This is a genomic window from Paenibacillus sp. FSL M8-0228 (assembly GCF_038007385.1).
GTDB classification, from domain to species: Bacteria; Bacillota; Bacilli; order Paenibacillales; family Paenibacillaceae; genus Paenibacillus; species Paenibacillus polymyxa_D.
The window spans coordinates 2,611,745-2,623,894 of sequence record NZ_JBBOXA010000001.1 but is presented as its reverse complement, the minus strand read 5'-3'; the positions used below and the strand labels follow the sequence as shown (position 1 = coordinate 2,623,894).

Below are 12,150 nucleotides of genomic sequence, written 5' to 3'. Positions count from 1 at the left end.
AAATTAAATAAGGAACACCCCGCCGCTTTCGAGCCTCGGTGAACCAGGTCGGCCAATGTGCCGGCCTTTTGATTTTTCAACAAACCAAATTAGGGAACATAAATCATGTCTACAGAAGCAAGCGCAGTAAGAAACGGTGGGTGCGCATATTTGGTAAAAATATTGAGTCTCAAAATCATATACTTCAAACAATAAATGGATGCACATACGTTTGTTCCCTTCATGCTCTAAACCTAAATGAAATCCTCTGACTAAATAGCGAAATATTCGCTAAAAATAAATAGCGATTATTTCGCTGGGATATTCTAGGTTTGGAGGTGAGAAGATGTACCAAAGGATCCGAGATTTGCGTGAAGATAGAGATTTGACTCAATCCCAAATGGCTGAATATTTGAATTGCAGTCAACGAATTTATAGCAATTACGAACGCGGCGATGTTGATATTCCTACAAGGATTCTAATCAAACTAGCTGATTTCCATAACACAAGCACAGACTACTTGTTAAACAGAACGAAACAAAAAAAACCTTATCCCGCAGGCTAGCTACTTTTAGAAATAAAAAAGGTAACTCCTCATAAAGGAGCTACCTTTTTTATTTTTTTATAATCGCCCCCTACAATCTTCTGAACTACCTATTTCAACTCTTCTTTCCCGTCAAATACTTCAATCATTATTAGTGCCCCCATTTTATAACCCTCAATATAAGCCGAAGCGGACAATAAGGAAATTAAAACATCTTGTAAATCCGAAAGTCTTCAATTAATTTGTAATCTTGTTCTGGCAATTTTGTTTTGAGGGCTTCCTCAGCATCGGCTATTCTCTGAGAGACCAGTTCAAACTCAGTGTCTTTCGATTTGATTCGTTCACTTGGGTTACATTTTCCGTAATAAAAGTTCTCCAAGATACTCATGTTCTACTCCTTCATGATATGTATTATTAACCCTCTGACTAATTTTAGCGAATTATTCGCTAAAAATCAATAGCGATTATTTCGCTAAGATATTCTTAGTTCGAGGTGAATATGATGTATCAACGGATTCGAGATTTACGTGAAGATAAGGATTTGACTCAAACTCAAATGGCCGATTATCTGAATTGTAGCCAGCGGATATACAGCAATTATGAACGTGGGGAAATAGACATTCCAACGGAGATTTTAATTAGACTAGCTAATTTCCACCATACAAGCACAGACTATTTACTAAATAGAACAAACCAAATAAAGCCCTACCCGGCGGGATAACATTTCTAAGAAATAAATATTAGTCTTAATCTAATTGTGCATTATTTCAATAAATGTTTTTCAACCAACGTAAAATTCTCTTTTATTGTAGATTTCCCATCCACCGTAATCAGTTTTACACCAAGAGTATGGGTCATTTTATTGGCTTTACGAAGGAGCGCGGAGGGACCATCATAATATATCTATGTACCTACCCAACTTTCCTTAGGCGACAAGCCGTTCGCAGACACAGAGCATCATTTGCTCCTAGTTCTGAAGGATGGTGAAGTCGAACTTACAGGCTACCAGTCTGGTGCGGAATGCACTTCATTTTTATCGTATGTTCGAATGCAAACACAAGGAGCATTGCCCTGTCGACAACATCGGCTTGGACAATGCGCTTTATTTTATAGCAACTGCCCTTGGGACAGCATCTTCTGTGCATTAAAGTTAGAAGTCATAACAAGAAAATTTTTAAAAAACCTTCACTAATTACTAGGTTAGTGTGGAGGGAACGAATACTTTTTGCCACCCCAAGCCACGAGAAGCGCAAGGAATAAGAGTATGAATAATGCCCATGAAAATGATCCCGCACCAAAAGTTTCGAGTAAAATACCCCCAGCCATCCCGCCGCCGGCGATAGCCAGATTCCATACGGTCGTGTTAATCGGCATAACCATATCCACTTTGCTCTCCCCTGCAGCCTGAGCAAGCGCCGTTTGCAACAGCGTTGCTGCACCGCCGAAAGTTAACCCCCATACCGTAACAATGATATAGATCATAAGGGCATTGGAGTTGCTAAAGCTCATGGCAATAGAAATTAAGACGAAGGAAATAAGACTAATCAAGACAAGCTTACGCAGCCAACGGTCGATGAATACGCCAGTTATCCATATACCTACGAGAGCAGCAATGCCAAAGAAAGACAGAGCCAGACCCACTCTCTCACCCATCCCATTGGCCGCAAGAAATGGAGCAATATAAGTATAGAGAATATTATGGGCTGTCATCCAGGTCAGTACAACCAATAGTATGGGCCGAATCCCCGGTGTAAGGAAGACTGCATAGATCGAAGCTTGCTTATCGGAGGACTGTCCCGGATAGTCCGGCACCTTCCAAAGCACCCACGCGATCAGTATAACTGTCAGTAGTGACATAATTCCAAAAACAGAACGCCAACCCATAAGGTTCCCCAGAAACGTCCCCGCTGGGACACCAATAGCCAAGGCGATCGGCGTTCCAACCATGGCAACGGCCATCCCCCTCCCCTTCAATGTAGCAGATACCATGCGGAGAGCGTAACCGCCGATCATCCCCCATAGAACTCCAGCCGAAACTCCTGCCAGTAGACGGGCAGCCAGCGTCAGTATGTAGCTGGAAGAAATTGCGGTGACACTGTTAAAAACCAGGAACCCCCAAATAGCCAGAAGTAACAGCGGACGCCTCCGCCATTGGCGGGTAACTATAGCTACAGGGATGGCAGCCACTAGGGAACCGATAGCATAGACAGTGACCAGTTGACCCGCCATTGCCTCTGAAATATAAAGTCCCTTGCTTATTTGCGGAAGCAAACCAGCCGGAATCGTTTCCGTCATAATACAGATGAATCCTGTCATAGCCAAAGCAAGCAGACCAAGCCAGGGAAAGCGCTCAGAGGAGGCGGAAGAAGCAATCTTTACAGTAGTAGAAGAGTTATTGCTGGACATTAGCGCAGCTCCTTAAAATCGATTTCAAAACAAGTTCAAGCGAAAAATCAAGCATATATGCCAATGATTTGCCCTCCTTTTATTTTACTTATGGATCGATCAATCCATATTTTAAAGATGCCTCTCTGTCTTGTCAATTACTTTTGGATCGATTAGTATATAAGTACAAGATAAAAGGAGGCGACTCCATGGTTAGAACCGGAAGACCACGTAAATTCTGTCGCGACGAAGCGATCTCCCAAGCTATGATGTTATTTTGGGAGCATGGATATGAATCAACCTCTTTGGCTCAACTCAAAAAGGCGATGGGCGGCATCTCCTCAGCCAGCTTTTATGCAGCTTTTGAATCAAAAGACGCATTATTCAAAGAAGCGCTGGACCGGTATTTGGCTACATACGGACAAGTATCGACAAGCCTTACAAACTATTCACTTTCATCGCGCACAGCTATTGAATTAGCCTTAAGAAGTTCAGCAATCATGCAGACTGAACAGACCCATCCCTTGGGTTGTTTAGTCATATTCTCTGCAAATACATGTTCCCCAGAAAACACTCATATTCGAGAACTATTGATCAGGCAAAGAGCAGTGACTAGGAACAAGTTCTATGCTCGTATTGAGCGAGCTACCAAGAATGGAGAACTTCAAGAATCCACAAATGTTAGCATGTTAACCACACTATTCGTTACCTTTCTGGAAGGTATATCTACGGAAGCCAGAGATGGTGTGTCCTTAGACAACATTGATACAGCCATAACTAAATTGATGGAGCTTTGGGATACTTGTGCCTGAGACTTGAGACTTGAGACTTGAGACTTGAGACTTGAGACTTGCCCAGTCTTCATGAAAATAAGGGCATACAAATAGCAAAAGGCAATCCCCTTAAAAAAGGAGATTGCCTTTTTATTCAGGAAGAATGCTTCTCTCGTAAACGGCTTTATTCAGCTATCCTACACATCAGCTGACCTAATTGAGTATCGAAGTGTGTTTTGAGATAGAATCGATTATTAAATCCCAGTCGTCATAGTGAAGCTCATGCCCGGCACCTTCCAATGTCAGTAAAACCGCACGCGGAATTGCGTTAGCAAGATTTATTCCGTGTTCATAAGGGATAATCGAATCTTCAGTACCGTGTATAACCAGTGTAGGAACGTTTATTTCCCCTGTTCTAGCCAAATAGGATTCTCCGCCTGACAGCATAGCGTGATTATTCATACTGGCCATATTGTTGCTTCTTTTCCATTCTTCTTTTGCTAATTGATAAACCTTTTTCTCATTGAAAGGATGCTTTGAACCGACTAAAATTCTTGATCTACCCACCACAAAATCGACCACCGATTGTTCGTTCGACCAATCTATTGCTCCCATATTCGAGAAATAGTCCATAACCTTTTTCTCCATCGGTGGAAGATCGGAAGCAAAATTTGACGTTGCTAAAAGAGTCACGGTTAATACTCTGTCTGGATGTCGTAGAGCTATCAACTGAGTCAGCATACCGCCCATAGACATCCCTACGATATGCGCTTGCTCAATCTTATAAGCATCTAATACTCGAATCGCATCATCTGCCATGTCTTCGAAGGTATAGTCCGGTTGACCAGGTTCATAGGTTGTAGAACGTCCAACATCTCGGTTATCATAGCGAATGACAAAGCGACCTGTCTCAGCTAAACGCTGACAAAATTCTTGCTCCCACCAGACCAATGAGGATTGAGCCCCCATAATCAGTAATATTGCCGGGTTAACTTGCTCGCCGAAACTCTCACTACAGATTTCTATTCCATCGCTTTTTATGAGTTGTTCGTTCATGTAGAATTCCTCCCCTCAATGATATATAACAAAAAAACACCGAATATTACCTTCATCACTTATCCCCATAAAGTACTTACGGTGCCCCGCCTTAGGCAGACAGAAATTACCGATCTACTCGGTCGCTAGTTTAAATTATTTTGTTGCAAGAAATTCAGAAAATCTCTTTGCATAGAGCCAAGAGTAAGAATTTTTTTGATTATCCTAAACCTACAATGCTGGCCTTTGATTTTAAATGACCATATTGCAGAAGACAGGTGTCCAAAATGATATTTTTGTTCTTGTAAATCAGCAACTTCATATTCAACTTTTTGTACTACTTTTGTGGAAAATAGATTGAGGAAAAGGATAATAATCCTATCATTATTTAAGAGTAATATGGCTCGACTTGTATAAGCCGAAAAGCTCTGTGGAGTTGAATAGCAGACAAGCATGTCAGATTCTCTATAAGGTTCTGCTAACTTATTGATTGTTTTTTTTGTAATAAATAGCATGATCAAATACCTCTCTATTTGGATGTTTAAATGAATTGATAGAAAAGAATATCCTTCAAAGATATTATACTACACAAGTAAACTATTCCAAAAAAGGATAGTCATCTGTAGCCTATTTAAACATACTCCCTCCTCCTCACTTTAGATGTGACATATACTCAAATGCTCCAAACGTATATTTCATTGCCTTTTTTGCTCCAAAATGATGCACTGTGGATAATATGACGATATTGGTAGGGCCTGGTGTGAAGGTAGCAATAAAACAATAAATTAAAACTGATGTAATATTCATAAGGAAAACTCCTTTTAGCGTATTCTCATGAAATATTACATCTTAAGATAAATAGCATATAGTATGTTATTGCAGGTATTGTATCCTTCGTAGTCACGTTCTCCCACCATTTTTGCCTTTCCTCATCATACCAAGCCTTCAAAGAAAGAGAATAGCCTTTATCCTCCACCGTTGAAGATGTCATTGACCTTACCGACAACAACGCAATTATGGATTATTGTGGTATTATTGTGGTATTATTTTGGATTATTGTTAATACTACGTATCTGAGGAGGGTGAAAATGAAGTTACATACCAAATTTTCAAGACAATTATGCCAGAATATCGAGCTCATTTGTGACTTCATGGGAAACAGTTCGGATTTTGTTGTTCGTGAGATCACGACTGGCCATAAACACGCTGCTCTTTTTTATTTGGACGGCATGACTGACATGCAAAAGGTACAGGATAACGTGATCCGTCCGTTGCATGATCGTGTCTCCTCTGACGAGATCACTTTACCGTTATTGAAAAACGCAATTTTGGACATTGGTGAAGCAAACTTTACTCAAAACTTTGAAGATGCCTTGGAACAGATCCTCTCCGGTGGTCTTCTCCTACTCCTGAACGATATGGATGAAGGATTGGTCATTTCTTTGCCTGGATGGGAAGAACGCAGCATTTCGGACTCAAAGACACAGCCAGTGGTCAGAGGTCCGCAAGAAGCGTTTACAGAAACTTTACGTACGAATACGACTATGGTTCGTCGAAGGGTGAAGGATACAAGAGTACGTCTAACTACCCTAAAAGTTGGCAAAAAAACTAAGACCGATATATCGGTCATGTATTTACATGGGATCGCTGACCCAAAAAAGGTGCAGGACATGATATCCAAGTTAAAGAACATGCATGTGGAGGGCGTACTTGAAAGCGAATATTTGGAAGAATGTCTCCATGAAGATAAACAATTCACGATATTTCCGCTCTTTTATAATTCTGATCGCCCAGACTCTATTGCAGCAGGAATTATGGAGGGGAAAATAGCGATATTTGTGGATGGATCTCCCTTCGCCATCCTTGCACCTGCGGTGTTTGCAGATTTCCTTCAATCCGCAGAAGACTATTATCAATCCTTTGTTTACAGTAGTATCATTCGAATATTAAGGTACATTTGCCTGGCAATCTGTATGTTGGCTCCGGCCATTTATGTCGCATTAACGACATTCCATCAGGATATGATTCCAACCGTTTTGTTATTAAGCTTATCCGCGCAACGTGAAGGAGTACCGTTTCCAGCATTTATTGAGGCGATGATCATGGAAGTGGTTTTTGAAATTCTGAGGGAGGCAGGTCTTCGTATGCCACGGACGGTCGGTCAAGCCGTTTCTATTGTCGGGTCAATAGTGATCGGCCAAGCAGCTGTAGAAGCAAACATCGTTTCGGCTGTTATGGTCATTGTTGTTGCAATAACTGCCATTTCGAGCTTTGTCATTCCCTCGTACACTTTTGCTATTCCAATCCGGATATTACGTTTCGCTTTCATAGGCATAGCCGCTATGTTTGGTGTGTACGGATTGACTGTTGGTATTCTCATGCTCTTTGTACATCTGAATGGGCTTCATTCATTCGGTGTACCGTATTTGAGCCCCTTTGCCAATTACAAATCGTCGGAGCAGAGGGACGCCATATTGCGTTTTCCATATAGAACTAAAAAACATCGTAAAAACTAAAGGAGTAAACCATCATGAACTCGTATCGATCCACCATTTTATTACTGTTTATGTGCATCTGGCTAATGGTGTTTCTTACGGGTTGCTGGAACAGTAAGGAATTGAGCGCAATTTCCGTCGTGATGGCTCTGGGCATTGATGCCGTTGATGACCAATATGAAGTCAGTTTACAAGTGGTTGACCCATCGAAAATGTCGCAGAATTCCCCCATGGAACGGACGCCAACGATCGTTTTTTCCAAGCGCGCCGATACCATATTTGAAGCTATTCGAAAATTAACAACGGAATCGTCCCGAAAAATGTATATGTCTCACTTAAAGTTTGTCATTTTTGATGAGAAAACGGCAAAAAAAGGAATCAAGGAGCCGCTGGACTTTCTGTTCCGTGATCATGAAGTTCGGCCTGATTTCTATTTGGCCGTTGTCAGAGGAAACTCGGCAAAGGAGGCCGTTACTTTTGTAGCTCCAACCGAGATCTTGCCTGCAATGGATATGTATAAGGCATTAAGGCTTTCTGAAAAAGCATGGGCTCCAACTTCCGCGGTCAATGTGAAAGATATTTTAGAGAAATTTACAGAGGATGGCATTGAACCGGTTCTCACCGGTATTCGACTGACAAACGTAGAAAAAGGTCTAACTATTGATAATGTGACAAAGTCGCCCCAACATGTTAAATATTTTTTCACTGGAATTGGTGTTTTCAAGGGCGACCGACTTATCGATTGGATGGATGATTCACAAAGTAAAGCCTTTACCTATATATCCAACCGTGTTTCCAGCACCGTAGCTTCCATCGATTGTCCGAATTCCAAAGGGAAATTTGTTGTTGAAGTAATCCGTTCCAAAGTAAAGATGCGTCCAGAAATAATAGACCATGAGCCGCACATTTCTCTTATTGTGGATACAGAATCCAATATCGGAACGATCTCGTGCAATGCCAACCCTAAGAATGAAGAGACATTTAGAGATCTTCAAGAATCAGCTAAAGAGCATCTGCAACAGTCTTTGAAGAAAGGCATTTCGCACGCACAACAAATCGGTTCCGATATATTCGGGTTTGGAGAAGCTTTTCACCGCAAGTTCCCACGTGAATGGCATAGATGGAAAGAGGATTGGCCACAAAAATTTCAAACGCTTAAAGTGGATATTCAGCTCAACTATCGTTTAGTCCGGTTCGGAGACATTACCAGTCCAATTGATATGGGAATACACAATCAGGAGTGAATGCATATGCTTTATGTGATTCTCGTAACTTCCATTTTAACATCGTTGTATGAGTTTAAAAAATTTAAGGCGAAACAATATGTGCGTGAAATTGTATTCAGCTCGATATTGTTGATTATAGGCGTTATATTGATTATCCTACGGATCGCCAACATTAAACTGCCGACTCCACTGGCGGGCATCCAAATCCTATTTCAACCGATAAGCCGGTTACTTACTGAAATATTATCTTAAGGAGGCATGGGGATGAATTCCAATTTGACAGTTCGACAAGCTATTTTGTGGTTTGCATTGTATCAAATAGGAAGCGCATATCTGGTGCTCCCAGCGGTAATTACCGCTGTCGCTAAACAAGATGCCTGGCTCTCCATCCCAGTCTCCTTAGGTTTCCATCTGTTATTGATACCTTTATATGCCTCCATCGCTAGGCAAATGCAGGGGAAATCTTTTGTAGAGCATCTCCGTTGCCTCTTCGGTCCCTTGGGCGGGACGATTAGCATCGTTTTCATTTTTTTGTTTCCCTTTCTTGTGTTCATTATGACACTTCGAAATCTGGGCGACTTTATCACGACAGCTATTATGCCGGAAACTCCCTCCGACTCGATATATTTCATTATGCTTATAGTCATTTATTTTGCCGTTCGATCTGGCCCTGCTGTAATTGGCCGTTGTGCGGAAATCCTATTTTTTTTCCTTCTGGTTCTGTATCTGTTGGTCAGGATTACCCTTCTTTCTGATACCACCATAGATAATGTGCTCCCTATTTTTGAGTATGGTTTGAACCCTATCGTTCTCGCATCGTTCAATTTGTTTGCCTTTCCCTACCTTGAGGCAATTCTGTATCTTTTTTTTGCACAGTACATCCCCGATCCAAAAAAGTGGAGAAAGACAGTGATAACTTGTGCTTTGATTAGCGGCGGCATGTATTTTTTCATGGTTTTACAAATAATTGCCGTGATGAGTGAAGGTGTTGTATCTAATTTGACATTTCCTACTTTTTTTATTAACCGAACAATCAGTAACGGAGAGTTTCTTCAACGGTTTGAAATTTTCGTTGCAGTGTTTTGGTTTGTCACCATTTTTTTCCGACTCGCACTGCTTTTATATGTTTCAGCGCAAGGGCTTGCAGATGCTTTTCGTCTTCGAAGCGCTAACTCTCTCTTAGTTCCTCTGATCCTAATCGCATTGGCAATGGTTCATTCTATTTGGCCAAATATGCAATTTTTAATCAAGTTTTTTTCAGTATGGCCTTTTTACGCCATGATTTTCGGTATCGTGTTTCCTATTGTGCTATGGCTGGTGGGTAAGGTAGGCGGCTCGCTAAAATTTCGTAAAAAGTATCACTAAAGTTGCGTTGGCCGTATGAACATACTGTCCTTCAAATAAACTTTTGTTGTACTCATTATTGCAATTTAGCAAGAAGCAACTCCAGTTCCTCCCTCTCAAGATGTCTCCATTGCCCACGTTCCAGATGATCCAAGGTAATATTCATAATTCGAACACGTTCCAACTTGAGCACCCTGTACCCCAAGGCCTTACACATTCTGCGAATTTGCAAGTTCAGACCCTGCGTCAAAATAATGCGGAACTCGTATTCGCTTGTACGATCAACCTTGCACGGTTTGGTAATAACGTTCAATATTTCAACGCCACAAGACATAGCCTGCGTAAACTCGTTTGTAACAGGTTTGTCTACAGTTACTACATATTCCTTCTCATGACCATGCTCGGAACGCATCATTTGATTGACAATGCTTCCATCGTTGGTTAATAGAATGAGTCCCTCTGACGCTTTGTCCAGCCTGCCAATGGCAAAAATCCGCGAAGGGTAGTTAACATAACTAATAATATTACCAGCAACCTGTTCTGCTGCGGTACAAACAATGCCTATAGGCTTATTCAGAGCCAAATATACAGGTTCACTGGAATTATACGGAATAACTTCCCCATCAATCAGCACGATATCCTGTGGCTCTACTTCCGCGCCCGCTTCACAGACAATGCCATTAATCGTAATTCGTCCTGCTGCAATCAGTCTGTTGGTTTCCCGACGTGAACAGAATCCTGTCTCACTGATGTACTTGTTAATTCTCACGATTCACCTGCTTCTGATTATAATATGTGAGTTTAAATAAAATAATTAAAAAAACACCTGATTGTTCTTGCTTAATCAGATGTTCGCCGTTTACGACAACTTATACTTTCCCGGCTTATTTGCTACTGTTGCCGCCGTTTTTATTCCTTGTTGGTTTGGCAGTGCCGCCTTTTGTGCCACCTGCCGCTTTGCTTCCCGGTGCGCTTGTAGAAGCGCTTTTTGTCCTTACTGGCTTCGCAGTTTTGTTCCAGCGTGTCCATCCCTTACTACCTGTGCCTCTGCCGGTCCCGCCGCCCTTGCTTTTTCCACCCATATGATCACTCCATTACTAGTCGTTCAGATTTAACTAAGCTATCATACCATTACTTTGAATATAATGCCCATTTGTTTTAAAAATTGAACATGTTAAGCCGCAAATACTTTCGCAAAACGGATCTTACTGTATTTTTGTTAGTTTGCAGGTTAATAATGAGATAAGGCCATATAGTATGGAAAAATAATGATTCTTAAAGGAGTGAAACACATGTCTGTTGATGTTTATCTTAACTTTAATGGAAACTGTCGTGAAGCAGCGGAGTTTTACGCAGAGGCATTTGGGACTGAGAAACCACAAATTATGACGTTCGGTGAAGCACCGCCCAATCCTGATTATCCTCTACAAGAAGAAGCCAAAAATCTGGTCATGCACACGCGGCTTCAAATTGATGGTAGTAATGTCATGTTTTCAGACGTTTTTCCTGGTATGCCATTCGTAGCCGGAAACAACATCAGCCTCGCCATCGTCAATAAGGACGAAGAGAAAATTCGATCGTACTTTCATAAATTAAAAGAAGGAGGAACCGTAAACATGGAACTTCAAGAAACATTCTGGAGCAAATGTTACGGTAGCCTTAAAGATAAGTTCGGAATTGAATGGCAATTAAGTTATGATAACGGAATGACCGACAGTTAGTCTGTTATATTACCCTGCGATAGTTAAGCCCTCGCAAGCTATTCTAATTGAATACTTTGTGAGGGCTTAATATCAGCTTAAAGTTACTCTATACAGCAGCCTTAGAATTCTTCCAAAACCTTGAATTTGTCTCCATGAATCTTATCCAGGTGATCCTCTCCCCAGTAGCATAAATGGTCTAGCGCGGGTTTTAATCCCCAGCCGTAGTCCGTTAACTCATACTCTACTTTAGGAGGGATTTCATTATAAACCTTTCGTGTAACGATCTCATCCTTTTCTAGGCCTCTGAGCTGAGTGGTCAGCATTTTTTGTGTAATGCCGGGTATTAACCGACGAAACTCAGACGTTCGTTTCCGTCCTGTCATCAGATGGTAGATAATTAAAGGCTTCCATTTCCCTCCCATCACCTCTAAAGCCGCTTCCACTCCAACTTGATACTTCTTTTGAACCCTATTTTTTGTCTGTTCAGTCATTTCTTAATCCTCCTTTAGAAGGCTTCGTTTGCTCAGAACAACCCATCACTTCAATTCATTACTCAGATCAGTTTCTAGGGAATCTACCTAGGGCACTTCCATGTTCCTATGGCACCTGTATCATCCTATAGAACTTAGAAGTGCGTACTTCCAGATTATTTTCCTACTGTATATA

At 41.3% G+C, this 12,150-nt stretch carries 15 protein-coding genes and 1 pseudogene; 8 read left to right on the top strand and 8 right to left on the bottom strand.

The window, feature by feature from the left end; genetic code table 11:
• Positions 1-325 precede the first annotated feature (325 nt).
• Positions 326-544 carry a helix-turn-helix domain-containing protein gene (locus MKY98_RS12055; protein ID WP_029515066.1) on the top strand — a complete coding sequence of 73 codons (219 nt, stop codon included), beginning with the start codon at positions 326-328 and terminating at the stop codon, positions 542-544.
• Between the two features lie 184 nt (positions 545-728).
• On the opposite strand, the gene MKY98_RS12050 is transcribed toward MKY98_RS12055, so the two are convergent.
• Positions 729-911, bottom strand: a complete 183-nt coding sequence (locus MKY98_RS12050; protein WP_312887715.1) for a DUF6809 family protein — start codon at positions 909-911, stop codon at positions 729-731.
• 111 nt (positions 912-1,022) lie between these two features.
• Between MKY98_RS12050 and MKY98_RS12045 the strand changes: the two genes are divergently transcribed.
• Entirely contained in the window at positions 1,023-1,244 is a 222-nt protein-coding gene (locus MKY98_RS12045; RefSeq protein ID WP_305954128.1) for a helix-turn-helix domain-containing protein, read from the top strand.
• Positions 1,245-1,723: 479 nt separating this feature from the next.
• Here MKY98_RS12045 and MKY98_RS12040 read toward each other — a convergent pair whose 3' ends face one another.
• Entirely contained in the window at positions 1,724-2,929 is a 1,206-nt protein-coding gene (locus MKY98_RS12040; RefSeq protein ID WP_069011174.1) for an MFS transporter, read from the bottom strand.
• A gap of 188 nt (positions 2,930-3,117) precedes the next feature.
• On the opposite strand from MKY98_RS12040, the gene MKY98_RS12035 reads away from it, so the two are divergent.
• Entirely contained in the window at positions 3,118-3,720 is a 603-nt protein-coding gene (locus tag MKY98_RS12035) for a TetR/AcrR family transcriptional regulator (RefSeq protein WP_069011175.1), read from the top strand.
• A 174-nt stretch (positions 3,721-3,894) separates the two neighbouring features.
• Here the strand turns inward: MKY98_RS12035 and MKY98_RS12030 are convergent, their stop codons facing one another.
• The 3 genes and pseudogenes from MKY98_RS12030 to MKY98_RS12020 all read right to left on the bottom strand — a co-directional run.
• The gene (locus MKY98_RS12030) at positions 3,895-4,737 is read right to left on the bottom strand and encodes an alpha/beta fold hydrolase (RefSeq protein ID WP_069011176.1); all 843 of its coding nucleotides are present in this window, start codon (positions 4,735-4,737) and stop codon (positions 3,895-3,897) included.
• 125 nt (positions 4,738-4,862) lie between these two features.
• Positions 4,863-5,231 (bottom strand): hypothetical protein, encoded by a 369-nt coding sequence (locus MKY98_RS12025; RefSeq protein ID WP_208332777.1) that lies wholly within the window; start codon positions 5,229-5,231, stop codon positions 4,863-4,865.
• Positions 5,232-5,394: 163 nt separating this feature from the next.
• Positions 5,395-5,523, bottom strand: a pseudogene (locus MKY98_RS12020) (LysE family translocator); the annotation flags it as partial.
• 281 nt (positions 5,524-5,804) lie between these two features.
• Between MKY98_RS12020 and MKY98_RS12015 the strand changes: the two are divergent.
• The 4 genes from MKY98_RS12015 to MKY98_RS12000 are packed head-to-tail and all read left to right on the top strand — an operon-like array spanning position 5,805 to position 9,802.
• On the top strand, positions 5,805-7,232 hold the full coding sequence (locus MKY98_RS12015) for a spore germination protein (RefSeq protein WP_069011178.1): 1,428 nt from the start codon (positions 5,805-5,807) through the stop codon (positions 7,230-7,232).
• A 14-nt stretch (positions 7,233-7,246) separates the two neighbouring features.
• A complete protein-coding gene (locus MKY98_RS12010; RefSeq protein ID WP_069011179.1) occupies positions 7,247-8,455 on the top strand; it encodes a Ger(x)C family spore germination protein in 1,209 nt (402 codons plus the stop codon).
• Positions 8,456-8,461: 6 nt separating this feature from the next.
• Positions 8,462-8,689 carry a hypothetical protein gene (locus tag MKY98_RS12005; RefSeq protein ID WP_069011180.1) on the top strand — a complete coding sequence of 76 codons (228 nt, stop codon included), beginning with the start codon at positions 8,462-8,464 and terminating at the stop codon, positions 8,687-8,689.
• 12 nt (positions 8,690-8,701) lie between these two features.
• Entirely contained in the window at positions 8,702-9,802 is a 1,101-nt protein-coding gene (locus MKY98_RS12000) for a GerAB/ArcD/ProY family transporter (protein ID WP_069011181.1), read from the top strand.
• A gap of 55 nt (positions 9,803-9,857) precedes the next feature.
• Here the strand turns inward: MKY98_RS12000 and MKY98_RS11995 are convergent, their stop codons facing one another.
• Entirely contained in the window at positions 9,858-10,550 is a 693-nt protein-coding gene (locus tag MKY98_RS11995; RefSeq protein WP_029515081.1) for a pseudouridine synthase, read from the bottom strand.
• A gap of 115 nt (positions 10,551-10,665) precedes the next feature.
• Complete coding sequence (locus tag MKY98_RS11990; RefSeq protein ID WP_029515083.1) at positions 10,666-10,863, bottom strand: DUF3934 family protein; 198 nt, start codon at positions 10,861-10,863, stop codon at positions 10,666-10,668.
• A 210-nt stretch (positions 10,864-11,073) separates the two neighbouring features.
• On the opposite strand from MKY98_RS11990, the gene MKY98_RS11985 reads away from it, so the two are divergent.
• Positions 11,074-11,502: a VOC family protein gene (locus tag MKY98_RS11985; protein ID WP_029515084.1), complete on the top strand. Its 429-nt coding sequence runs from the start codon at positions 11,074-11,076 to the stop codon at positions 11,500-11,502.
• Between the two features lie 101 nt (positions 11,503-11,603).
• On the opposite strand, the gene MKY98_RS11980 is transcribed toward MKY98_RS11985, so the two are convergent.
• The gene (locus tag MKY98_RS11980) at positions 11,604-11,975 is read right to left on the bottom strand and encodes a winged helix-turn-helix transcriptional regulator (RefSeq protein ID WP_029515086.1); all 372 of its coding nucleotides are present in this window, start codon (positions 11,973-11,975) and stop codon (positions 11,604-11,606) included.
• Positions 11,976-12,150: the final 175 nt, after the last annotated feature.